We start from the raw sequence: 23,918 nt of genomic DNA, 5'->3' as shown, positions 1-23,918 counted from the left end.
GTGCAGCATCAGCATAGCACACTTCGGCACGCTTTTCAACATAGCATGAGGGTAGACTATGTTGGAGGGAGAGTCAGCAATGAGCCAATATGCTCTTTTGATATGCCGCGGCCAAACCGAAGCGCTCGGCCTGCGGCGCCATTTGGGACAGATGGGAATACCGGGCGAGGTGGTGCGCCCGCCGCGGCATGCGCGCACGGATTCCTGCGGCTGGGCAGTGCGTGTGGGCGCGCAGCAGTCTGAGGAGGCGCTGCGCCGACTGCGGCAGCTCGGCATTTCGCCCTGTCGTGTCATACCGGACGAGGGGGCGAACGTATGATTTATTTGGATAACGCAGCGACCACGCTGCACAAGCCGCGCGCGGTGGATGAAGCGATGCGTCGCGCCATGCACGCGGCAGCTGGTTATGCGCGCGGCGGCTACGCGGCTGCCATGCGCGCAGGAGAAACCGTGTACGCCTGCCGGGAGCAGGCGGCCGCGCTGTTCGGCGTGCAGGACCCTGCACGTGTGGTGTTCACAATGAATGCTACGCACGCACTCAATCTGGCAATTCATGCGCTGGTGCAGCCCGAGACGCGCGTTGTGGTCGGCGGCTACGAACACAACGCAGTCATGCGGCCGCTTGTGCTGCGTGGAATGCAACCGGTGGTGCTGGATACGCCGCTGTGGGATGGGGAGGCGATGGTGCAGCGAGCAAAGCAGGCACTTGCGGACGGAGCGGAGCTGTTTATCCTCAATCATGTGTCCAATGTGTTCGGCTTTGCTGCGCCTGTGGAAGAAATCGCCGCGCTGCTGGATGCGGCGGGTGTGCCGCTGATTCTGGATGCGTCGCAGTCCGCGGGCGTGATTGACATTGACGTGCGGCGGCATCCGTGCCTTGCGGCGGTCTGTATGCCGGGTCACAAAGGACTGTACGGTCCGCAAGGCACGGGCATTTTGCTGGCGCTTGATGACCGGATTGCGGCGCGTCCGCTACTCGCAGGCGGCACGGGCAGCCGGTCGGAGGAGATGCGGCAGCCGGACTTTCTGCCGGATGCGCTCGAAAGCGGCACACCAAATGTGCCGGGTATCGCGGGTCTGGCGGCAGGACTGGCATTTGTTCGGTCGGTCGGTCCGAAAAACATTCTGGCGCACGAGCGACAATTGCTGCGCGAATTTGTCCGCGCGCTGGAAAAAGAAGAGCGCATTGAGTGCTTTTCCCATCCCGCACAAACGGGCGTTTTGTCCGTGCGCGTGCGCGGCGCGACCTGTGAAGGTGTGGCAGAGACGCTTGCGCGGCAGGGCGTTGCCGTGCGTGCGGGTCTGCACTGCGCGCCGCTTGCGCACCGTACCGCGGGCACGGAGGAGAGTGGTACCATCCGCTTTTCGCTGTCGTTTTATTCGACTCCGCATCAGCTGGAGCACGCAGCCCAGCTGCTGTGCCAAACCGTAAAAAATCTGTGAATACGCTATACAGGGGACGGGATTTGTGGTAGTATAATGAAGGAAAAAAATCTGCCTTTCGCACAGAGAAAGGCTGCGAATTTACAGGACAGGTGGCTTTATGGAGGCTTTTCAAAACATTTTCATTCCGCCCCTTCAGAATTTCGACCTGCTTTCATCGCTCAAGAGCGGGATTGCATCCTTGCAAACCGCGGGGCCGATGGACGTGGTCGATATTCTGATTGTAGCCTACATCATCTACCGCATGATGAAGCTGCTCAAGGATACCAGCGCGGCGCGGCTGGCCAAGGGCATTCTTGTGCTGGCGCTGGTGATGCTGCTGGCAAGCTGGTTCGGACTGACGTCGATTTCCTATATCCTGCGCACGGCGGTATACTATGCGCCGTTTGTGCTGGTGATTATCTTTCAGCCGGAGCTGCGACGTCTGCTCGAGCAGCTTGGCAAGGGCAATTTGAGCCGTCTGCTCGTTCCGGCAAACGATCCCGATGAGATTGAGGCGGCCATCAACGCAACGGTTTCGGCCTGTGCGGATATGTCCAAAACCAAAACCGGCGTGCTGATTGTGTTCGAGCGCAAGGAGCGTTTGGGAGAGATTGCCGCGACCGGCACTTTGCTGGACGCCGACCCGTCGCCCGAATTGCTCAAGAACATCTTCTTTAAGAACAGTCCGCTGCATGACGGCGCGCTGATCATGCGTGCGGGCAAGATTTATGCGGCCGGCTGTGTGCTGCCGCTTTCGGGCAGCCAGACCCTGTCGCGGGATTTGGGTACGCGCCACCGCGCGGCGGTCGGCATGAGTGAATCGTCTGACAGCGTGCTGGTTGTCGTTTCCGAGGAAACGGGCGCGATTTCGGTCGCTATCGGCGGTATGCTCAAACGGCATCTGTCGCCCGAAGTGCTCAAAAAGGTGCTTGAATCCGAATTGCTGGAGCCGGAAAAACCGGATAAGCGTGGTATTTCTTCCCTTCGGAACATCTGGAAGGGGGGTGCGGGCAAGTGAAGCAGTTCATGAAAAAGCATGATATCTGGCTGCGTCTGCTGTCCATTCTGCTCGCATTTGTTCTGTGGATTGTAGTCCGCGATATCGAAAACCCAATTAAACCGACCATTATCCGTGACGTACCGGTCAAGCTGGTCGGTACAGAGCAGCTGATGAATAACTACAATCTTTCGGTAATTGAGTATACCACGACCATCGACGTGAGAGTGGAAGGCCCGAACAATGAGATAACCGACAGCACGTTCCGCAAGAAGGTGTCTGCAACCATTGACGTTTCGGGGATTACGGACGGCGCGGGCGAATATGCGCTGACGCCGCAGATCACCACCGGAAGTTATAACGTCGATTCCACGGGCACAGAACCGTCGACCGTGCGTGTGCTGGTGGATAAGGTGACAACCGAAACCGTTCCTGTCCGCGTGGAAACCACGGGTACTGCGGCGGATGGCAGCCGTCCGGGGACGCCCGAACCCACCACGACCAAGGAGGTCACAATTTCCGGTCCGGAGGCCGAGCTGAAGGAGGTTGCTTACGCATACGGTACGATTGATGTGACGGGCAAGTCCTCCACTTTTACCGGTGAGTGCAGCATTGCTTTGTATAACGATGCGGGTGAGCCCATCACGGGTACACATGTCACCTGTCAGACCGATACGATCACCGTGCGCGTGCCGATTTATCCTGTGGAGAGTGTGCCGCTGACCGTTTCGCTGACCGATGGCGAAACACTCAAGGAAGATCAGGTCAATGTGAGCATCAATCCGTCTTCCATCACGCTTATCGGCGATCAGAAAACGCTTGCCGGCATCACGGAAATCAACCTCGGTACGATTGCCTTGGATGACGTACGCACCGGTGTTCCTGTGGAGATGGAAATTCCGCTGCCGGAAGGAGTGCGGCTGGATAACGGCCAGCCTTCGACCGCAGAGGTGACCATCAGCGTCAAGGAGCAGGAGAATGTTTCCACCCGCAAAATCCAGGTGACCAAATTCGTGCCGACCGATACCGCGCAAGCGCAGACACCGTATTCGGTCAGCGTGCTGACCGAATCGGTCGAGATTGAACTGCGCGGCAGTGAAAGCGCGCTGCAACAGGTGGATCTCAACAGCCTGTCAATCGGATTGACATTTGATTCCGTGTCGCTCGGTTTGGGTACGCACAGGGTGAAAGGTGTCGTGGCTGCCACGGGCTTGCCTTCCGGTGTCACGCTGGTCGGCGGCGATGTGGAGGTCGAAATTGAGATAACCGGGCCGGACGGTGAAGAAACGGTAACGCCGCCGGATACCACGGATACCACGGATGCGACACAGGATGATGGCGCGGATACCGATGCGGTGCCGTCGGAGAAAGGCGGAGACGGTATATGAGCTTAATGGTGAGCAATATCCGTCTGCCGTTTGATGTGCCGGAGGAACAGGCGCTGGCCGAGGCAAGACGGCTGACCGGTCTTGCCTCAGACGATGCGCAGGCGGCGGTGTATCGGGTGAGCATTGATGCGCGGCGCGGCAAAATCTTTCGCGTATATTCGGTGCGGTTGGACGCACCCATTGACGAAAAGGCATTTGCAGAAAAACTGCAAATGCCCTTCGTGCGTTATAAACCGGATGAAAAACCGGCGGTTCCTTGCGGCAGCAAGCGGCTGGAACACCGGCCTGTGGTGGTCGGACTGGGGCCTGCGGGTCTGTTTGCGGCCTATACGCTGGCAAAGCACGGTTACGCACCGCTCGTTTTGGAGCGCGGCGGTGACTTGGATGCGCGCGACCGCGCGGTCGATGCCTTTTGGAGCGGCGGCGCGCTGGACACGGAGAGCAACATCCAGTTTGGCGAAGGCGGCGCGGGCGCGTATTCAGACGGCAAGCTGACCACGCGCATCGGCGACCCGCTTTGTGACACGGTGCTGGAAACGCTGGCAGCGCACGGCGCGCCGTCGGATATCGTCAAAAAGGCCAAGCCTCATGTGGGTACGGATATTCTGAAAAATGTAGTGCGTGCCATGCGGCGCGAAATCATTCAAAACGGCGGTGAAGTGCGGTTTCACACATGCCTGACCGGTGCTTCGGTTAAAAACGGTACGCTGCGCGGCGTGCAGGCGGGCGATGATGCGTTCGCCTGCGAGCGGGCTGTGCTGGCCATTGGCCACTCGGCGCGCGATACCTTTGATGCGCTGTATCAAAATGGGGTATACTTTGAGCCGAAGGCATTTTCGGTCGGCGTGCGCATTGAGCATCTGCAAAGCGAAATCGACCGTGCGCTGTACGGCAAATATGTGGGGCATCCGCTTTTGCCGCCTGCGGAGTACAACCTGTCCCGCCGCGAGGGAGGACGAGCTTGCTATTCGTTCTGTATGTGTCCGGGCGGTGTGGTCGTTGCGGCGCAGAGCGAGGAGCATACGGTCGTTACCAATGGCATGAGCTATCATGCGCGCGATGGCAAAAACGCCAATTCCGCGCTTGCGGTGTCGGTTGACCCGACGGATTTTGATGACGGTACGCCGTTCGGCGGCGTCGCTTTGCAGCGTCGGATTGAGCGTGCGGCGTTTGCGCAAACCGGCTTGTATCGTGCGCCCTGTCAGCGTGTGGGCGATTTTCTGGCGGGACGGCCGAGCACGCGCGCGGGTATGGTGCAGCCAAGCTATCCGCTGGGCGTGCAGTTCGGCGAAGCGGCGGCTTGTCTGCCATCCTTTGCGCAGGATATGCTGCGGGACAGTCTGCCGTATTTCGGCCGTAAGATTCGCGGCTTTGACACGGCTGACGCGCTGCTGACCGGGCCGGAGACCCGCACGTCTTCTCCGGTGCGTATGAAGCGCGGAGACGATTTGTTCGGTCTTGGATGTGCGGGGGTGATTCCCTGCGGCGAGGGCGCGGGCTATGCGGGCGGCATCATGTCTGCGGCGGTGGACGGCATCCGGGCCGCACATCGGATTATGGAAGAATTTCGGCCCTTGGATTGAAGTGTATAGTTTCAATTCAGGGCGATGCGTCGTGCTGCGGCGCGAAAAACCTATATAAAGTTATAAAAAGAGGCGATACCATTGACCCAACAGGGAACAATTAAAAAAATACTGCCCGGCGGCATGGCGGAAATTGAAGTGACCCGCCGCTCGGCCTGCGGGCATGACTGCGCCAAGTGCGGCGGCTGCGGCGGACTGGAGACGCAGACGCTGTATGTCACCGCGCGCAACCGCGCGGAGGCACAGGTGGGTGAGCGTGTGCTGATTGAGGGCGAAACCGGACAGGTGCTCGGCTATGCAGGACTGGTTTATTTACTTCCGGTGGTGCTGTTTTTTGTCGGTTACGGCGCGGGCAGCGCGCTGCAAAAGGGCGCGGGCATATCCGCGCTGTGTGGCGGCATACTGTTTGCCGCAGGCATCGTGGCAGCGATTCTTTTCAGCCGTGAGATGAAGCGGAAAAACAGCGTACCGTTTGAAATCACAAAAAAGCTCTGAAATTTTTGTGAATTTTTACTGATTTTGTGCCGTTTGCTCTTGTGCTATCGGAGAAAGTTCGGTAAAATAGATTGAATACGCAAGGCCGTGCACAAACACGGCGGGAAAGGGTTGTGAAATGTTTGGCTTTATCCGTCCGGTGAAGCCCGAATTGCGGGTAAAAGAGGCTGACCGGTTCCAGCAGGTCTATTGCGGGCTGTGTCATGCTATCCGCGCACGGTATGGCCGGTTTTACACCCTGTTCCTGAGCTATGACATGACGTTTTTCGCGTTGGTGGTCGGCTGCGGGCAGCAACAAACCGCGCCGCCGTGTCGCAAACGGTGCGACGCACATCCGCTGATGCGCCGTGCATGTGCCGAGTCCGATGAGGCGTTGGAGATGGCGGCAGATGTGAGCGTGCTGCTCACCTATCACAAATTCCGTGACAGTCTGGCCGATGAAAAAGGTCCGAAACGCGCGTTGGCATGGCTGCTGTGCCGCCTAGGGCGGCGCGGCTACGAACGCGCGCGGGCACGTTTGCCCGAGGCAGATAGCGAAATGGTGCAGGCGCTGGACGATTTGCAGCAGCTGGAACGCGAAAAATGTGATTCGATGGACCGTGCGGCGGATGCTTCCGCCCGGCTGACGGCGGCAGCAGTGCCGCATACCGGGGACGCACGTGAGCGCGTGCTGCGGCAGATGTTTTACCACATCGGGCGGTGGATTTATCTGCTCGACGCTGCGCAGGATGTGGCGGAGGATCTGGAACAGGATAATTATAATCCGGTGGCGCTGCGCTATGGCCTGCGCACGCCGGATCTGACAGAGATAAAACAACCGTTTGAGCGTACGCTGGAGCGGTCGCTCGCCGATATCTGTATGGCATATGACCTGTTGGATATGGGGCGGGACGCGGATCTAATCCGCAATATTATTTTTCTGGGTATGCCGTTGGTGACGAAACAGGTGCTGGACGGGACGTACCAAACGAACGGAGGATGGGGCAAACATGGATCCCTATAAGGTGCTCGGCGTTACGCCGCAGACAAGCGACGACGACGTCAAACGCGCTTACCGCGAACTGGCGCGCAAATATCATCCCGACAACTATATCAACAACCCGCTGGCTGATCTGGCGGAGGCCCGCATGAAGGAAATCAACGAGGCCTACGACATGATTATGAATGAGCGCGCGGGCAAAAGCGCGTCCGGTGCGTCGGGCGGACAGCAGTATGGCGGGCAGCAGTATGGCGGCAGCCAGCAGCAGCGCGCCTATTCGGGTGCGAATGCTTCGCTGTACAGTCAGGTGCGGCAGGCGATCAATCAGGGCAATCTGGGCATGGCCGAGGCGCTGCTGCAGCGCGCAAATGGCCGCGACGCCGAATGGTTCTACCTGATGGGTACGGTATATTATCGCAAGGGCTGGTATGACGAGGCTGCGCGCGCTTATACGCAGGCTTGTCAGATGGATCCGTCCAATATGGAATACCGCACTGCGCTCAACAACTTGAACATGTCGGGTGGCTACGGCGGCTATCGCCCCATGCAGGAGACCAATCTGTGTGACTTCTGCGTGCAGCTTGCGGTCTGCAACTGCTGCCTGAATGCCTGCTGCAACGCAGGATGCTGATATGAACACGAAGGAAATCGCGCGCGGCGGCCTGCTGGCCGCAGCCGCTGTGGCGCTGTTATATGTGGGCGGGACGGCGATATCGGTCGGACCGGCGGCCTGTCTGGTGGCGGGCGTGACCTCGGCGGTACCGCTCTTGAAGCGCGCGCGGCTCAAAACCGCAGTGACGCTGTATCTGGCAGTGTCGATCCTGTCTGCGCTGCTTGTGCCGCGCAAAATTATGGTTGCGGCTTATGTGCTGTTTTGCGGCCTGTATCCGATTGTAAAATTCTGCGTGGAATGTTATGTGCCGCGCAGGAGACAGAGGGATTTGAAGCTGGCGTATTTCAATATCATGCTGGTGATTGCGGCTGCGCTTGCAATTTTTGTTTTCCTGCCGCAGTTCTCTTTGAGCGGTTTTCGGCTCGTGGCGGCATGGGGTGTTGCCAATATTATATTTGTTATCTATGACGTGGCGTTGTCACGGCTGATCGCACTGCTGCGCAGAAGCCTGCCGCCCGATTAAAGAAGGGGAAAAACAATATGAAAAGTATGACCGGCTACGGCCGTGCGAAAGAGGAACGGGACGGCAAGACCATTACGGTCGAGCTGCGCGCCGTCAATCACCGTTATCTGGATTGCACGGTGAAAGCGCCGCGCCAGTACGGTTTTCTGGATGATGCGGTCAAAAAGGCCGCGGCTGTCCGTATCGCGCGCGGTAAAGTAGAGGTTTTCGTCAGCGTAGAGGTTGAGGAAGGCGGCGATGTGGCCGTCACGGTCAACCACCAGCTGGCAAAGCGCTATCTGGACGCGCTGCACGATTTGAGTGAGACTTACGGCCTGCGTGACGACGTGACCGTCACAACGCTGGCCAAGCTGCCGGACGTACTCGGTTCCGAGCGCATTGAGCAGGATGCTGAGGCTATGACGCGCGACGTGCTTGCGGTGTTTGATAAGGCGTGCGATGGGTTTAATCAAATGCGCCTGTGCGAGGGCGAAAAACTTGCGGAGGATGTGCGCAGCCGCTGCGCAGCGATTGAGCGCATGGTCGGTGAGGTGGAGACGCGCTCGCCTGAACGGGTCAAGGAGTATCGTGAAAAGCTGCTGGCCCGTATGCAGGAGGTGCTGGCAGATACCAGCATTGACGAGACGCGCATTCTGACAGAAGCGGCCATCTATGCGGATAAGACTGCGGTGGATGAGGAAACTGTGCGTCTGCGCAGCCATCTGCATCAGATGGATGAGATGCTGAAAGAGACGCAGCCGGTTGGCCGCAAGCTGGATTTCCTCGTGCAGGAGATGAACCGCGAAGCAAACACCATCGGCTCTAAGGCGAACGATGTGGCGATGGCGCGCATCGTGGTGGATATTAAGAGTGAAATTGAAAAAATCCGCGAGCAGATCCAAAATATCGAGTGATATAAATATTTTTGCGCCTTTAGCGCGATGCAATTAGCCGCTCTGTGAGCGGCATCCAAAAGTCGAGATTCAAGGTGAATTGGCCGCAGGCCAAGAGCGGGCGGTCCGGGCCGTGCCCGACTTTTGGATACGACTCATTCGTGTGGAAGCGTGCTTCCGCACGAGACGAAATTGAAAGGGGGCGGCACGGGTGAAACTCATCAATATCGGGTTCGGTAATATGGTGGCCTCGTCGCGGCTGATTGCCATTGTCAGTCCGGAGTCTGCGCCGGTCAAGCGCACGGTGCAGGAGGCGCGTGACCGCGGCATGGTAATTGACGGTACCTATGGCCGCCGCACGCGTGCCGTGTTGATTATGGACAGCGACCATGTGGTGCTCAGTGCTTTGCAGCCGGAAACAGTGGCGGCCCGCTTTGCGGGCGATACGGAGGAAGGAGCGAGTGAAGATGCGTAAAGGAACCTTATATGTATTTACCGGCCCATCGGGCGCAGGCAAAGGGACGCTGCTCTCGCGCCTGCAGGAACAGGACGACCGCCTGTTCTATTCGATTTCCGCGACCACGCGCGCGCCGCGTCCGGGCGAAACAGACGGTGTGCAGTATTACTTCCTTTCCAAGGATGAATTTGAGGAAAAAATTGCACAGAACGCCTTTTTGGAGCACGCGCGCTATGTGGATAATTACTATGGCACGCTCGAAGCACCGGTCAACGAAAAACTTGACGAGGGTTATGACGTGGTTCTCGAGATCGAGGTGCAGGGCGCAATGCAGGTGCATGAAAAGCGGCCGGATGCAGTGATGGTATTCATCGCGCCGCCCTCGTTTGAAGAGCTGGCCGCGCGGCTGCGCGGACGCGGCACCGAGGACGAGGAAAAGGTGCTCAAACGTCTGGAAACCGCCAAAGAGGAGTTGAAATTCCAAGACCGGTTTGATTATGTCGTTGTCAACGATGAGCTGGACCGGGCTGTGGAAGAACTCAGGGATATTCTGGCAAAGCGCCGTACATAACGGCGCGGTTCTTTTCATAAATAATACAAAGGGTAATATAAGGAGATTGGATTACTATGCTGAAACCTTCAATGCAGGAATTGATGAAACGTGTGGGCAACCGCTATCTGCTGGTCAATCTGGCTGCGCAGCGCGCCCGCGATATCGCCGAACAGGCGGAGGAGAGCGGTGAGCAGCTGCCGGATAAGGCGGTAAAACTGGCGCTTGACGAGATTGCAGCCGGCACAATTGTCTATCGTCCGGGTCCGAAAACCACGCCGGTGATTGCGCAGAATAATGCGATTGCAGCGGCAATGGTCGATGTGGACGACACCATTGATTTGGACGACGAAGAGGGCGCGGTTTCCGACGAGGACAACGCCGAAGTGCAGGAGGAGGAGGAAACCCGCCGCCTGGACGAGTTTGACGACCATGAGCTGGACGACGGCGATGTGCCGGAGGAGGACCGCTGAGCCATGCTTCTGGCTGGGAAAACCGTGGTGCTGTGTGTGACGGGCGGCATTGCGGCCTATAAAGCCGCCGACCTGACCAGCAAGCTGCGTCAGGCGGGGGCGACGGTGCGTGTGCTGATGACCGAATCAGCTACGCAGTTCATTTCTCCCATCACGTTTGAGACCCTGTCGGGTTATCGTACGGTGGTGGACACCTTCGACCGCAACTTTGCGTGGGAGGTAGAGCATATTTCGCTGGCAAAAGCCGCCGATGTGTTCGTTATCGCGCCTGCGACGGCCAATATCATTGCGAAAGCCGCGCACGGCATTGCGGATGATATGGTTTCGACCACGCTGCTGGCGACTAAGGCACCGGTTGTTATCGCGCCTGCGATGAATACCGGCATGTACGACAATCTGGTCACGCAGCAAAACCTGAACACCTTGCGTGCGCGGGGCTTTCACATCGTCGACCCGGCGGCGGGACACCTCGCCTGCGGGGATACGGGACGCGGCAAGCTGCCGGATACGCCGACGCTACTGCACGGCATCGAGCAGGCGCTCACGCCGCAGGACCTCAAGGGGCTGCGGGTGCTGGTCACTGCCGGGCCCACGCAGGAGGCGCTCGACCCGGTGCGCTTCCTGTCCAATCATTCGACGGGTAAGATGGGCTACGCCATTGCGGCACGCGCGGCGATGCGTGGGGCGACGGTCACGCTGGTTTCCGGTCCGACCGCGCTGGCAACACCTTTGGGTGTCGAGCGCGTGGACATTGTCTCCGCGCGCGACATGTACGACGCGGTGCTATCCCGCGCAGATGCGCAGGACATCATCATCAAGGCCGCCGCAGTGGGCGACTATCGGCCCGCGCAGACGGCAGATGAAAAGCTGAAAAAGAACGACGATGATTTGTCCGTCGCTCTGGTACGCAACCCGGACATTCTGGCAGAACTTGGCCGGAACAAGCGGCCGGGGCAGCAGCTTTGCGGCTTTGCGATGGAGACGCAGAACCTTTTGGAGAACGCTGCCGACAAGCTGCGCCGCAAAAACTGCGATATGCTGGTTGCCAACTCTTTGCGCGACAAGGGCGCGGGTTTCGGCACAGACACCAACGCCGTCACGCTGCTGTTTGCGGACGGGACGCGCGAAACTCCGCCGCTCATGCCTAAAGAGGATGTGGCGGACGTAATTTTTGACCGCCTGCTGGCGATGCGGGCAAACTAAACTGGAAAGAGAAAGGAGTATAGCGGTTGACGGAACACATCTGTGCGGTTGCCGTGGACGCGGCGACCTACGCCATCGACAAGCTGTACTCCTACCGTGTGCCGGACGAGCTGCGGGAACAGGTGCAAATCGGCACCCGTGTTCTCGTGCCGTTCGGCTTTGGCAATAAACGGGCGGAAGCGGTCGTGCTCGCGTTCCGAGAGGATGCGGGCGGGCATAAGCTCAAGCCGGTCATCGAGGTGCTGGACGATACGCCGATTTTGACTGCGCAGCAGCTCAAACTTGCCGCGTGGATGCGCGAGCGGCTGTACTGCACTTTTTTTGATTGTGTGCATGTTATGCTGCCCGCAGGACTGTGGTTCAAGCGCAACGAGACCTATACGCTTGCACCCGATGTCGACCTTGCTGCGTTGCGGCAGCGGGACGGAGACGCGGGGCGCGTACTCGCGTTGTTCGACCAGCCGGGGCAAACGCTGGCGGTATCCGATGTCCGGCAGCGGCTGGGCGGCAAGAGCGTCACCCGCGTGCTGGATGCGCTGACGGGCGAGGGTGTGCTGATTTATCACAGCAATACTGTGCAGAAATCGGGTGACAAGACTGAGAAGATGCTCGCGCTCGACATGGAGGCGGGCGAGGCGATGGCGCGCATCAGCCGCCGCAGCCCCGCGCGGCTGGATGTGGTGTCGGTGCTGGCAGACGGCGGCTGGATGAGCCAGAAAGAGCTGGTTTACATGACCGGCGTGACCGATGCGGCGCTGCGCGACATGGTCAAGAAGGGCATACTGCGCGCACGGCAGGAGGAACGCCTGCGCACGCCGGATTTTTCCGAGGTGCCGCCTGCACCGCTCCCGGTACTCAGCGAACAGCAGCAGCAGGCGTACGACGGACTTGCCGCCTTGATGGACGAGAATGCGCCGCGCGCGGCGCTGTTGTTCGGCGTGACCGGCAGCGGCAAAACGCAGGTGTATCTCAAGCTCATTGCGCACGCGCTCGAGCAGGGCAAAAGTGCAATCGTGCTTGTGCCTGAGATTGGGCTGACGCCGCAGGTCATGCGGCAGTTCGCCGCACAGTTTGGTGATGCAGTCGCTGTGCTGCATTCTGCGCTGTCGGCCGGAGAACGGTATGACAGCTTTAAGAAAATCAAATCCGGCCGCGCGCGCGTTGTTGTTGGAACGCGCTCGGCGGTGTTCGCGCCGGTCGAGCACCTGGGGGTGCTCATCCTCGACGAGGAGCAGGACGGTGCGTATAAATCCGAGCAGTCCCCGCGCTATCATGCACGCGACGTGGCAAAGTACCGCGCTGCACACGAAAGCGCGTTGCTCGTGCTCGGCTCTGCGACCCCCTCGGTCGAGACCTATTACGGGGCAAAGCAGGGCAAATATCCGGTGTTTTCGCTCACCGAGCGGTTTATGGGTGCCAGTTTGCCTGAGGTGCAGATTGCAGATTTGCGCGGACAGGCCCGCGAAGGGCGCAGCGGTGTCATCGGTCAGCAGCTGGAAAGTGAGCTGATTGACACGCTGAACCGTGGCAAACAGTCGATTCTGTTCCTCAACCGGCGCGGCAACAGCCGCGTGATTGGCTGCGCGCTGTGTGGCTGGGTGCCCGAATGCCCGTCGTGTTCGACGAGTATGACCTACCACTCGGCTTCCGGTCGCGCGATGTGCCACTATTGCGGCGCATCAATCAAAATTACAGGCACCTGCCCGGTCTGCGGCGGAACGAGTCTGTTTACCGAAACACCGGGCACGCAGCGGGTCGAACAGGAGTTGCACGAAAAATTTCCGTCCGCGCGCGTGCTGCGTATGGATGCGGATACGATGACCACCAAGGGCGCGCACGAAAAGCTGCTGACGCAGTTCGCAAAGGGCGGCGCGGATATCCTGCTCGGTACGCAGATGGTGACCAAGGGGCTGGATTTCGAAAACGTGACACTCGTCGGCGTGCTGGATGCAGACCAAAGTCTCTATGCGCAGGATTACCGCGCACGCGAGCGTACGTTTTCGCTCATCACGCAGGTGGTCGGGCGCGCGGGACGGCGGTTTGACACGGGCAAAGCGGTTATCCAGACCTACAGCCCGACGCATTCGGTCATCCTGACCGCCGCGCGGCAGGACTATGAAGCGTTTTATGAGCGTGAGATGGAAACGCGGCAGGCGCTGCAATGCCCGCCGATGTGCGATTTGACCGTGCTGACTGCGGTGGGCGAGGTCGAACAGCAGGTGCTGGCAAGTCTGCTTTCCCTCAAAACCCGCCTGCAAAGCCTGATGGAAGGGCAGTATACGGACGTGAAAGCGCCTGTGCTCGGCCCGGCGGCGGCGCAGGTGGTCAAGGTGATGGGACGATATCGCTATCATCTGACCATGCGGGCACAAAATACAGCACGTTGGCGCGCGCTGATTGCAGGCGTGATGCGCGAGTTTTTGCAGGACAGCAAAAACCGGGGAATTACCCTGTTTGCAGACGAAAATCCTGATCTATAGCTTCGATTGAGACGTACAGTCCCAATCGAGGGGATGCACCACGCAGCGCGCGGATGCATCCAAAAGCTGCGCAAAGCGCGCAACTTGGCACACTTTGCTATGCACTGGTATAAAAACCGTGATACATGCTCCCGGTTTTTATGCAAAGCAAGATGTTATCTGGCTTTGCGAATAAATGCGTGCCTGCGGCACGGAGGATGCAATATGGAAGAACAATTTGTAATCCGGCGGGCGGCGGCAGAGGATGCGGCTGCGCTGCTGAAAATATATCAGCCGTACATTACGGATACGGTTATCACATTTGAATATGAGGTGCCCACGGCGGAAGAATTTGCCGTGCGCATCACGGACACACTCACGCAGTTTCCCTATCTTGTGTGTGAGCGGGACGGAAAGCCGGTCGGCTATGCTTATGCGCATCACATTCGTGAGCGCGCGGCGTACGATTGGGCGGTCGAGCTTTCGATTTACCTTGCGCCTGCGGCGCAGGGATGCGGCGTGGGTACGGTGCTGTACCGCTGCCTGATTGATTTGCTGGAAAAGCAAAATGTACGTATTTTGTACGGCTGTGTCACGCTGCCGAACGAAAAAAGCCGCCGTCTGCATGAAAAGCTGGGCTTTGTACTCACGGGCGTGTGGCACGGTTCGGGATGGAAGTTCGAACGGTGGCACGACGTGGGCTGGTTTGAAAAGCGCATGGGCGGGGACGGACCGGCGCAGCCGGTCGTGCTGTTTCCCAAGCTCGAAGAAGAAAAAATACAGGAATGTTTGCGCCGGTATACGGCAATGCTGAAGGATGGAGGACTGAACTGACATGGCACTTCGTAAAATTCTGACACAGGGCGATGAACAGCTTTTGAAGCACAGCCGCAAGGTGGAAAAATTCGACACGCGTCTGCACACACTGCTTGACGATATGCGTGAGACGCTGGAAAATTCGGGCGGCGTCGGTCTTGCCGCACCGCAGGTCGGTGTATTGCGCCGCGTGGTCGTGCTGCTGGACGTCAACACCGAGCCGGAGGAGCTGATCGAGCTGGTCAATCCTGAGGTGATTGAGACACGCGGCGAAGAGCGTGTGGTTGAGGGTTGCCTGTCCGTACCGGGCGTATATGGCTACGTTACCCGCCCGACCTGGGCCAAAATCCGTGCGCAGGACCGCGACGGCAACTGGTTTGAGCGCGAGGGCGAGGGCATTGTCGCGCAGTGTTTCTGCCATGAGACCGAGCATCTGGACGGCCATCTGTTTACCGAGAAGGTAGAGGAATATGTCGATCCCGAGGACTTGCAGCAGGGCGATGAGGGAGATGCGGAATGAGGCTGGTATTCATGGGCACGCCGGATTTCGCCGTGCCGAGCTTGCAGGCGCTCATTGACGCGGGGCATGAGGTGTGCGCGGTGTACACCCAGCCCGATAAGCCGCAGGGCCGCAAGCAGATTCTGACTCCGCCGCCGGTGAAAACATTGGCGCTGGAGCACAACATCCCGGTCTATCAGCCGCAGACGCTCAAAAACGAGGACGCCCAGGCGCAGCTGCGCGCGCTCGCACCTGAGGGTATCATTGTGGTGGCCTACGGCAAACTGCTGCCGAAAGCCGTGCTGGATATCCCGCCGCGCGGATGCATCAATGTGCATGGTTCACTGCTGCCGCGCTGGCGCGGCGCCGCGCCCATCCAGTGGTCGGTCATCGCGGGCGACCAAAAAGCAGGCGTGACAACCATGCTCATGGCCGAGGGGCTGGACACGGGCGATATGTTGCTGAAGTACGAAACCGAAGTCGGCGTGCGGGAGACTGCGGGCGAGCTGTTTGACCGGCTGGCGCAGGCGGGGGCGCAGCTGCTGGTGGAAACACTCGACCGGCTCGACACCATCACGCCTATCCCGCAGGATGACAGCCAAAGCTGCTATGCGCATATGCTGGATAAGCAGATGGCGGCGATAGACTGGTCCAAATCGGCGCATGAGATTGATTGCCTGATTCGTGGCCTGAATCCATGGCCGGTCGCCTTGACAACACTGGACGGTGCGCGGCTCAAGGTGTATGCGGCGCAGCCGGTGGACGGCAAGGGAAAGCCGGGCGAAGTGCTGGTGAGCGATGCGAAAAAGGGGCTTGTAGTGGCGTGCGGCGCGGGGGCGCTTGCACTCGAGGAGATTCAACTGGTCGGCGGCAAACGCATGAAGAGCGCGGATTTCCTGCGCGGCCATGCGGTGGAGAAAGCAACCGTTTTGGGCGAATCAAAGGAGTAAATTATGCCTTATTTTGGTTATTACGGCATCGATATGTATTATATCGTGCTGGTGGTTCCGTGCATTATTCTGGCATTCTGGGCGCAGAGCAAGGTCAAAAGCACCTTCGGCAAATATTCGCAGGTGCTTAATCGACGTGGATTGAGCGGCGCACAAGCTGCGGATGCCGTGCTGCGAGCAAACGGTGTGACCGGCGTGCGTATCGAGCGCGTGTCCGGTCGCTTAACCGACCATTTTGACCCGCGCTCGAACGTCATCCGTCTGTCGGACGCGGTGTATGATTCGACCTCGGTCGCGTCGGTCGGCGTAGCCGCGCATGAGGCGGGCCACGCGGTGCAGCACGCGGTCGGGTATTTCCCCATCCGGCTGCGCTCGGCCATCATCCCGCTGACGCAGTTCGGATCGATGGCGGCGTTTCCACTGATTCTGGCAGGCATTTTCCTCAATTCCGAGGTATTTATCAACATTGGCATCCTTGCGTTTGCGCTGTCGACCCTGTTCCAGCTGGTGACGCTCCCGGTCGAGTTGGACGCATCGCGCCGCGCACTGGCGGCCATTCGCGAACGCAATCTGCTCTATGAGGACGAATACCCGATGGCGAAAAAGACGCTGACCGCCGCCGCGATGACCTATGTGGCCGCACTGGCCGTATCGCTCGCGCAGCTTTTGCGACTGTTGCTGATTTTTGGAGGACGGAGACGAGATGACTGACAAACGCCCGCGCACGGCGCGCGAAGCCGCAGCCTTTGCACTGTTCTCGATGGACGAGGACGGCGCGTGGTCGGACGGCGCGCTGCATCAGTGCCTTGCCCGCGCTGCACTCGAAAGCCGTGATGCGGCGCTCGCTTCCCGGCTGGTGTACGGCACGGTGCAGAACGAGATGCTGCTCGACTGGTATCTGCGGCATTTTTCCAGCGTGCGGCTCAAAAAGATTGCGCCGCGCGTGCGCATCTGCCTGCGCATGGGGCTGTATCAGCTGATTTTGATGGATAAAATCCCGCCGCACGCTGCAGTCGCGGAGACGGTGGAACTGGTGCGGCGGTACTGCCGTGCGGACGGGCGCACGGTTTCCTTTGCGAACGCCGTGCTGCGGCACGCGGCAGACGCAGTGCAAAATAGCAGTCTGCCCGTGCTGGACTGTCCGGACAAGGAAAGTTACTACGCTCTGAAATACAGCCATCCCGAATGGCTGGTGCGGTTGTGGTCCGAGCAGTTCGGGCAGAAAATGGCCGAAAAGCTGTGTCAGGCGGACAACGCGGATACGCCGGTGTCCGTGCGTGTGAATCTTTTGAAAACCACGTCGGAAGCCGCGCGCGCCGCGCTCGAAAGCGCGGGATTGACCGTGCAGGCGCATCCGGCATTCGATGATATCCTGCTCTGTACTGGTGGGGATGTGGCGGCAATGCCCGCATTTCAGGCGGGCGAAATCACCGTGCAGGACGCGGCAAGCGCGCTCGCGGCTGCGGTGGCCGACCCCAAGCTGGGCGACACAGTGCTCGACTGCTGCGCCGCACCCGGCGGCAAGAGCTTTGCCATGGCCGGACGCATGCAGGGGCGCGGCAGCGTGACTTCGTGCGATATTTACGAACATAAGCTGACCCGTATCAGAGAAGGCGCGCAGCGGCTGGGGCTTTCAAATATCCAGACTGCCTTGCAGGATGCCGCTGCGCCGCGGGACGAGTGGAAGGGTACAGCGGATGTGGTCCTGTGCGATGTGCCGTGCTCGGGACTGGGTATCATCCGCAAAAAGCCGGAAATCCGCTACAAAGACCCCGCAGAGCTGGAAAATCTGCCTGACTTGCAGGCGAAAATCCTGCAAAACTGCGCGCAGTATGTCAAATCAGGCGGCACGTTGGTCTACTCGACCTGCACGATTTTGCAGCGCGAAAACGAGGACGTGGTGCGCGCGTTTCTCGCCGCAAACCCGTCGTTTGAGGCCGTGCCGTGGGAACACAAGGCATGCGGCGCACGCGAGGACGGCATGGTGACGCTGCTGCCGCCCGTACATCAGACCGACGGCTTTTTTATCGCCAAAATGAGGAAGAAGAACGCATGACAGAAATCAAGTCCCTGACAATCGAAGAACTGAAAGCCGAGCTTGCCCAGATGGGTGAAAAGCCGTTCCGCGCGGGACAGATCTTCAAATGGCTCCACCAAGGGGTAGAGTCCTTTGAAGAGATGTCCAACCTGTCCAAAGACCTGCGCGCGCGGCTGGCCGAACGCTTTGTGCTGACCGTGCCGCAGGTGGCGCGCAAGCAGGTAAGTAAAGTGGACGGTACGGTCAAATATCTGTGGCGGCTGCGGGATGGCGACTGCGTCGAATCCGTGCTCATGCACTACGAGCACGGCGTGTCGGTCTGCGTGTCCACGCAGGTGGGCTGCCGGATGGGGTGCAAGTTCTGCGCTTCGGGTTTGAACGGTCTCAAACGCCACTTATCCGCAGGCGAAATTCTGGATGAAGTGCTGTTTATGCAGAAGGACAGCGGTGAGACGGTGTCCAACATCGTGCTGATGGGCACGGGTGAGCCGCTCGATAACTACGACAACGTGCTCAAATTTCTGCATCTGGTCAGCTGTCCCGAGGGCATCAATATCGGACAGCGGCATATTTCCTTGTCAACAAGCGGAATTGCTGATAAAATAGAGAAGTTAGCGGGAGAAAAATTGCAGATAACCTTATCGGTGTCTCTGCATGCGCCGGACGATGAGACGCGCTCGTCCATCATGCCGGTAAACGACGCGTATCCGGTCGAGCGGCTGATGCGCGCCTGCCGATACTATTTCGACACGACCGGGCGGCGCATTTCCTACGAGTACATGATGGCGCGTGATAAGACCGACCGCCCATGGCAGGCGGAAAAGCTGGCCGCGCTCCTGCGCGGCAGGCCCGCGCACGTTAATCTCATTCCGCTCAACGAGGTGGCGGAAAGCCCGCTGCGGCCTTCGCGGCCCGAGGCGGTGCGCCGTTTCCAGCAGGCGTTGGAAAAGCGCGGCGTAACCGCGACCGTGCGTCGGCGGCTCGGCCCGGACATTGATGCCGCCTGCGGCCAGCTGCGCCGCAGAGAACTGCAAAAACAGCAGAGTTAAGGCCGGTTGAACCAAAACCGGATACCCGAACGGGAGATATCATCCTTACAAGACACTGGAGGTGTTCCTATGGAATGGTTTGGCTTGACGGACAGAGGCCGTGTGCGCCCGACCAATCAGGATATCTATCAAATCGAAGCGCGGGAGGATAACCAGACCGTGCTGCTTGTCGTGTGCGACGGCATGGGCGGCGCAAACGCGGGCAACGTGGCCAGCCGCTTTGCCGCGCAGTCGTTCATGGAGGCGGCACGTAGTGCGTTGAATGAGGCGTTGGATGCGCAAAAAAGGCAAACACTGCTGTCGTATGCGCTGGTGCAAGCCAATGATACGGTGTTTTCACTTGCCGGACGGCAGCCCGAATTCCGTGGCATGGGCACCACGCTGGTTGCGGCGCTGGTACAGGGCGAAGAGGCGACCATCCTGAATGTCGGGGACAGCCGAGCCTACTTATTCGATGGCACGCGCCTGCACCAGTTGACCGAGGATCACTCCTATGTCGAGGAGATGCGCCGTCAGGGCCGCATCACGGAAGCAGACGCCCGCACACATCCTCAAAAAAATCTGATCACCCGTGCGGTCGGCGTGGAGCCGGACGTGGACGGCGATCTGTTTGAAGCACGGCTCGCGCCGGGCGAGGTTCTGCTGCTTTGCTCGGACGGGTTGACCGGCATGGTTGAGGACGAGAAAATCGCGCAGACACTCAAAGATGCCAAAACGCTCGCGCTGGCGGGCGATGCGCTGCTGACCCTCGCGCTGGAGGGCGGCGGCCGCGATAATATCACGGTTGCGCTGTTCACCCGCGGCGCGGAAGAGGAGGCGTAACCCCCTATGGATAAATATATCGGCAAACTGCTCGGCGGCCGGTATGAGATCATTGATGTGGTTGGCGTGGGCGGCATGGCGGTCGTTTATCGTGCGCGCTGCCATGTGCTCAACCGCTATGTCGCCGTCAAAATTCTCAAGGACGAATATGCCAAAGACCCGGATATCCGTAAGCGATTCTCGATTGAATCGCAGGCGGTCGCCAAGCTCAGCCATCATAACATCGTGTCGGTGTATGATGTCGGCAGCGAAAACGGAACGGACTATATCGTCATGGAACTGATTGAGGGGATTACCCTCAAGGAATATTTGCAGAAAAAAGGTCACTTGGGCTGGCAGGAGGCTGTGTTCTTTGCAGAACAAATCTGCCGCGCGCTGATACACGCACACTCCCGCGGCATCATCCATCAGGACATCAAGCCGCAGAACGTTATTATTCTGCGCGACGGTACGGCAAAGCTGACCGACTTCGGCATTGCGTCTTTTGCAACTACGCAGGAAACCCGCGTGGTGCAGGAAGCCATCGGATCGGTGCATTATATCTCGCCCGAACAGGCGAAAGGCTCCAAGATCGATTACCGCACGGACATTTACTCGCTGGGCGTTGTGATGTACGAGATGCTCACCGGCAAGCTGCCGTTTGAGGGCGAAACGGCCCTGCAGGTTGTCATGCAGCACCTAAATGCCGTGCCGCTCACGCCGAGTGAACTCATGCCCGGCATCCCCAAGGGACTGGATGAGATTGTGATGCACGCCATGTGCGCCAACATCAATAAGCGTTATGCTTCGGCGGAAGCGCTGTATGCGGATTTGGAGCAACTCAAAAACGATGCGCAGACACGCTTCGGCTATGCGTGTGCGGATGACGAAGCAGGTGAAACGCAGGTCATCGGCCGTGACGTGCAGCGCGCGGCACGCCGCACAGCCGTGCAGGAGCAAGCGGCGCATGCGGCAGCGCAGCGGCGCGAGACTGCGACAGCAGTACGTGAGCCGGAAGGCTTTTTTGAGCGCCTGGCCGAACGTCCGGGACTGGCCGCAGGCATCGCGGTGGCGGTTGTGGCGGTCATTGCGCTGGTGGTGGTCGGTCTGTTGATTGTCACGGGCGGCAACGGTGAGGAAAAGCTGACGGTGCCGTCGCTGGTCGGGCAGACAATTGATGACGTGATGGCCGATTCGACTTATACAGGTCAGTTTACCATTCAGGAGGCCGCGAACCGGCTGGAATCCGAGCGACCGGTGGGCGAGATTCTGGAACAGGATCCTGAACCGGGAACCAAGGTGACCAAAGGCACAATCATTACGCTGACTGTCTCTGCGGGCGGCGATAATGTCAGCGACACGTATAAGATCATCGACTTCAAGGGCCGCACGCTGGAATATGCGCAGGCCATGCTGGACGAGCATGACGTCAGTTATCAGACGCAGGAGGAATACAGCGATGAGGTCGAAGCGGGCAAAATCACCCGCACCGATCCCGCTGCTGGCGAAGAATTGGAAAAGGGCGCGACCTTGACCATCTATCTCAGCAAGGGCAAGGAGGAAAAGAAGGCCACAGTGCCCAATCTATACGGCCTGTCGCAGAGTGCTGCAGAGAAGGCACTGACGGATAAAGGACTGGTGCTCGGATCGGTTGATCAGGTAGAAAGCTCCGCGTCCGTTGGTACGGTTGTCTGGCAGTCGGTGAGCAAGGATACGGAGGTCAGCCAAGGAACCGCGATCAACATTCAGATTTCCAAGGGCAAGAGCGAGCAGCCCACCACCCCGGATAATTCGGATCAGGAAGAAAAGCCGGATACCGGCGGTGAGAGCAGCGGAGGCAATGGCGGCAGCACGCAGGAGCCGACCACACCAACCACCGGTTCTGCAACCGTTCCGGTGACATTGCCGGATAATACAGATATGGCCCATGTGGTTATTTCGGTGGACGGCGTGGTGCAGTATGACGAGACGCATGAGACCAGTCTGGGCAGCATTTCGGTACCGTTGACCAGCACGCCCGGACAGCATGAGGTTACAGTCAGCGTGGATGGCGTATCCAGCTCACAGACCTACACGTTCAGCTGACGGGAGGGGCGAAGGTTTGATCGAAGGGATCATTCTCAAAGGCATCGGCGGGTTCTACTATGTGGACACCGCCGAAGGCCTGATTGAGTGCAAGGCGCGCGGGCGCTTTCGGAAAACGGTGGGCAAGCCCATTGTGGGCGATCGCGTGACGCTTGAAATTCAGCCGGAGGACGGCACGGGCTATCTGCTCGACATTGCGCCACGCAAAAACAGTCTGGTACGGCCTGCGGTGGCCAATCTTGATCTGCTGGTAGCGGTCGCCTCAGCCGCACCACCCGTGACCGACCCGTTTTTGATCGACAAGGTGACGGCGATTGCGGTACACAAGGAGATCGGCGCACTGGTGGTCATCAATAAAACGGACGAAAACCAGGGAGACGCGCTGTTTGAAACCTATCAGAAAAGCGGTATAGATGTACTGCGTGTCAGTGCACTGACCGGCGACGGTATCGACGCGCTCAAAGAGCGTTTGCGTGGACGTGTAGCAGCGTTTGCCGGCAATTCGGGCGTGGGAAAGTCGAGCGTGCTCAACCGCATCGACCCGCAGTTCGGCGCGGCGGTAGGCGCCATTTCCGACCGCATCGGACGCGGCAAACATACTACACGGCATGTTGAGCTGCATCCGATTGCGGGCGGCGGTTACATCGCGGACACCCCCGGCTTTTCCTCGTTTGAGACCGAGCAGATGGACTTGGTACTGGCGGAGGACCTGCAATATGCGTTCCCTGAGTTTGCACCCTATCTCGGTCGATGTCAGTTTACCGGGTGCGCACATGTAAAAGAAAAAGGCTGTGCGGTGCGGGCGGCGGTCGAAGCAGGAGAGATTGCCAGAAGCCGCCATGAAAGCTATGTGAAGCTGTACGACAGCGTAAAGGATTTGAAACAATGGGAGATTTCCAAGGGCGGCACGCGCTGATTTTCGCGGCTGCACCCGAAACCGAATACGACTACATCCGCGCGTTTCTGGCGGAGCACCCGGATGCGCTGATTGCATGTGCGGACGGTGGTCTGCGCCATGCGCGCGCGCTTGGACTGCATCCGGATTTTATGATTTCAGACTGCGATTCCATGCCGGAGGTCGAGGGCGCGGAGATTATTCGCCTGAAGCCGGAAAAGGATGACACGGATACGCAGGGCTGTCTGCGCGAGGTGTTCCGCCGCGGCTGTACCGAGGCGACGCTCGTCTGCGCGACCGGTGGGCGCATCGACCATATGCTGGCCAACCTATCGCTGCTGGAAGAAGCATATGCCATGGGTGGGCGTCTGGCCGTGCTCGATCGGCAAAACCGCATCGTTTTGCATGAGGGCGGCTGTCAGAAATTCAAAATGCCGGCGGCGTACCGCTATTTCTCCATTGTGCCGCTGGATGCTGTGCTGCATGGCGTGACGATTGAAAATGCAAAATATCCGTTGCGTGATGCAACGGTCACGCGCGCAGGCATGATTACCATTTCTAACGAGGCTGCGGCAAACGAGATTGTTACGGTCGAAATCCGCGATGGGCGTGCGCTCGTCGTCTTTTCGCGCGACTTTGACCGCGCTTTGTGAAATATCCACACCAAAACCGCCCAAACCGGCGGTTTTTTCTATTCTTCTGTTTTGCAGTTTTGCAGGCGCGGACTTGCAAAAATAAACCGGCAGGCATATAATAAAACCATAGAGA

Annotated in this window: 25 protein-coding genes; all 25 read left to right on the top strand. The window is 59.0% G+C overall.

The window, feature by feature from the left end:
- Positions 1 to 79 precede the first annotated feature (79 nt).
- The gene (locus ACTQ34_RS01335; protein ID WP_441362135.1) at positions 80 to 319 is read left to right on the top strand and encodes a DUF3343 domain-containing protein; all 240 of its coding nucleotides are present in this window, start codon (positions 80 to 82) and stop codon (positions 317 to 319) included.
- Entirely contained in the window at positions 316 to 1,443 is a 1,128-nt protein-coding gene (locus ACTQ34_RS01330; protein WP_441362134.1) for an aminotransferase class V-fold PLP-dependent enzyme, read from the top strand. Before ACTQ34_RS01335 ends, ACTQ34_RS01330 begins: the two co-directional genes overlap by 4 nt.
- Positions 1,444 to 1,543: 100 nt before the next feature.
- The gene (gene cdaA, locus ACTQ34_RS01325; protein WP_441362133.1) at positions 1,544 to 2,443 is read left to right on the top strand and encodes a diadenylate cyclase CdaA; all 900 of its coding nucleotides are present in this window, start codon (positions 1,544 to 1,546) and stop codon (positions 2,441 to 2,443) included.
- Positions 2,440 to 3,810, top strand: a complete 1,371-nt coding sequence (locus tag ACTQ34_RS01320) for a CdaR family protein (RefSeq protein WP_441362132.1) — start codon at positions 2,440 to 2,442, stop codon at positions 3,808 to 3,810. The genes cdaA and ACTQ34_RS01320 overlap by 4 nt, the downstream gene beginning before the upstream one ends.
- Positions 3,807 to 5,393: an NAD(P)/FAD-dependent oxidoreductase gene (locus ACTQ34_RS01315; RefSeq protein WP_441362131.1), complete on the top strand. Its 1,587-nt coding sequence runs from the start codon at positions 3,807 to 3,809 to the stop codon at positions 5,391 to 5,393. The genes ACTQ34_RS01320 and ACTQ34_RS01315 overlap by 4 nt, the downstream gene beginning before the upstream one ends.
- An 81-nt stretch (positions 5,394 to 5,474) precedes the next feature.
- Positions 5,475 to 5,888 carry a SoxR reducing system RseC family protein gene (locus ACTQ34_RS01310; RefSeq protein WP_441362130.1) on the top strand — a complete coding sequence of 138 codons (414 nt, stop codon included), beginning with the start codon at positions 5,475 to 5,477 and terminating at the stop codon, positions 5,886 to 5,888.
- A gap of 118 nt (positions 5,889 to 6,006) precedes the next feature.
- A complete protein-coding gene (locus ACTQ34_RS01305; protein WP_441362129.1) occupies positions 6,007 to 6,891 on the top strand; it encodes a DUF5685 family protein in 885 nt (294 codons plus the stop codon).
- Positions 6,878 to 7,498, top strand: coding sequence for a DnaJ domain-containing protein (locus tag ACTQ34_RS01300; RefSeq protein WP_441362128.1), 621 nt, complete (start codon positions 6,878 to 6,880; stop codon positions 7,496 to 7,498). The genes ACTQ34_RS01305 and ACTQ34_RS01300 overlap by 14 nt, the downstream gene beginning before the upstream one ends.
- A gap of 1 nt (position 7,499) precedes the next feature.
- Positions 7,500 to 8,003, top strand: coding sequence for a hypothetical protein (locus tag ACTQ34_RS01295; protein WP_441362127.1), 504 nt, complete (start codon positions 7,500 to 7,502; stop codon positions 8,001 to 8,003).
- Between the two features lie 17 nt (positions 8,004 to 8,020).
- Positions 8,021 to 8,896: a YicC/YloC family endoribonuclease gene (locus tag ACTQ34_RS01290; protein WP_441362126.1), complete on the top strand. Its 876-nt coding sequence runs from the start codon at positions 8,021 to 8,023 to the stop codon at positions 8,894 to 8,896.
- 190 nt (positions 8,897 to 9,086) lie between these two features.
- The gene (gene remA, locus ACTQ34_RS01285) at positions 9,087 to 9,350 is read left to right on the top strand and encodes an extracellular matrix/biofilm regulator RemA (protein WP_441362125.1); all 264 of its coding nucleotides are present in this window, start codon (positions 9,087 to 9,089) and stop codon (positions 9,348 to 9,350) included.
- Complete coding sequence (gene gmk / locus ACTQ34_RS01280; protein ID WP_441362124.1) at positions 9,337 to 9,903, top strand: guanylate kinase; 567 nt, start codon at positions 9,337 to 9,339, stop codon at positions 9,901 to 9,903. Before remA ends, gmk begins: the two co-directional genes overlap by 14 nt.
- Before the next feature lie 56 nt (positions 9,904 to 9,959).
- Positions 9,960 to 10,355 (top strand): DNA-directed RNA polymerase subunit omega, encoded by a 396-nt coding sequence (gene rpoZ, locus ACTQ34_RS01275; RefSeq protein WP_441362123.1) that lies wholly within the window; start codon positions 9,960 to 9,962, stop codon positions 10,353 to 10,355.
- A 3-nt stretch (positions 10,356 to 10,358) separates the two neighbouring features.
- Positions 10,359 to 11,558: a bifunctional phosphopantothenoylcysteine decarboxylase/phosphopantothenate--cysteine ligase CoaBC gene (coaBC, locus tag ACTQ34_RS01270; RefSeq protein ID WP_441362122.1), complete on the top strand. Its 1,200-nt coding sequence runs from the start codon at positions 10,359 to 10,361 to the stop codon at positions 11,556 to 11,558.
- Positions 11,559 to 11,584: 26 nt separating this feature from the next.
- Positions 11,585 to 14,038: a replication restart helicase PriA gene (gene priA / locus ACTQ34_RS01265; protein ID WP_441362121.1), complete on the top strand. Its 2,454-nt coding sequence runs from the start codon at positions 11,585 to 11,587 to the stop codon at positions 14,036 to 14,038.
- A gap of 204 nt (positions 14,039 to 14,242) precedes the next feature.
- Positions 14,243 to 14,851, top strand: a complete 609-nt coding sequence (locus ACTQ34_RS01260) for a GNAT family N-acetyltransferase (protein WP_441362120.1) — start codon at positions 14,243 to 14,245, stop codon at positions 14,849 to 14,851.
- 1 nt (position 14,852) lies between these two features.
- Positions 14,853 to 15,353, top strand: a complete 501-nt coding sequence (def, locus tag ACTQ34_RS01255; RefSeq protein WP_441362119.1) for a peptide deformylase — start codon at positions 14,853 to 14,855, stop codon at positions 15,351 to 15,353.
- Complete coding sequence (gene fmt / locus ACTQ34_RS01250) at positions 15,350 to 16,282, top strand: methionyl-tRNA formyltransferase (protein ID WP_441362118.1); 933 nt, start codon at positions 15,350 to 15,352, stop codon at positions 16,280 to 16,282. Before def ends, fmt begins: the two co-directional genes overlap by 4 nt.
- A 3-nt stretch (positions 16,283 to 16,285) precedes the next feature.
- Positions 16,286 to 16,993: a zinc metallopeptidase gene (locus ACTQ34_RS01245; protein WP_441362117.1), complete on the top strand. Its 708-nt coding sequence runs from the start codon at positions 16,286 to 16,288 to the stop codon at positions 16,991 to 16,993.
- The gene (rsmB, locus tag ACTQ34_RS01240; RefSeq protein WP_441362116.1) at positions 16,986 to 18,338 is read left to right on the top strand and encodes a 16S rRNA (cytosine(967)-C(5))-methyltransferase RsmB; all 1,353 of its coding nucleotides are present in this window, start codon (positions 16,986 to 16,988) and stop codon (positions 18,336 to 18,338) included. The genes ACTQ34_RS01245 and rsmB overlap by 8 nt, the downstream gene beginning before the upstream one ends.
- Positions 18,335 to 19,369 carry a 23S rRNA (adenine(2503)-C(2))-methyltransferase RlmN gene (gene rlmN / locus ACTQ34_RS01235; RefSeq protein ID WP_441362115.1) on the top strand — a complete coding sequence of 345 codons (1,035 nt, stop codon included), beginning with the start codon at positions 18,335 to 18,337 and terminating at the stop codon, positions 19,367 to 19,369. The genes rsmB and rlmN overlap by 4 nt, the downstream gene beginning before the upstream one ends.
- A 69-nt stretch (positions 19,370 to 19,438) precedes the next feature.
- Positions 19,439 to 20,191 carry a Stp1/IreP family PP2C-type Ser/Thr phosphatase gene (locus ACTQ34_RS01230; RefSeq protein ID WP_441362114.1) on the top strand — a complete coding sequence of 251 codons (753 nt, stop codon included), beginning with the start codon at positions 19,439 to 19,441 and terminating at the stop codon, positions 20,189 to 20,191.
- Positions 20,192 to 20,197: 6 nt separating this feature from the next.
- Positions 20,198 to 22,255 (top strand): Stk1 family PASTA domain-containing Ser/Thr kinase, encoded by a 2,058-nt coding sequence (gene pknB / locus ACTQ34_RS01225; protein ID WP_441362113.1) that lies wholly within the window; start codon positions 20,198 to 20,200, stop codon positions 22,253 to 22,255.
- 16 nt (positions 22,256 to 22,271) lie between these two features.
- Complete coding sequence (gene rsgA, locus ACTQ34_RS01220) at positions 22,272 to 23,171, top strand: ribosome small subunit-dependent GTPase A (RefSeq protein ID WP_441362112.1); 900 nt, start codon at positions 22,272 to 22,274, stop codon at positions 23,169 to 23,171.
- Positions 23,141 to 23,803: a thiamine diphosphokinase gene (locus ACTQ34_RS01215; RefSeq protein ID WP_441362111.1), complete on the top strand. Its 663-nt coding sequence runs from the start codon at positions 23,141 to 23,143 to the stop codon at positions 23,801 to 23,803. The genes rsgA and ACTQ34_RS01215 overlap by 31 nt, the downstream gene beginning before the upstream one ends.
- The last annotated feature ends 115 nt before the right edge of the window (positions 23,804 to 23,918 follow it).

Source organism: Agathobaculum sp. LCP25S3_E8, from assembly GCF_052117165.1.
Lineage (GTDB): Bacteria > Bacillota > Clostridia > Oscillospirales > Butyricicoccaceae > Agathobaculum.
Note: the sequence above shows the minus strand (reverse complement) of the source record. Positions and strands in the feature narration are given on the sequence as shown.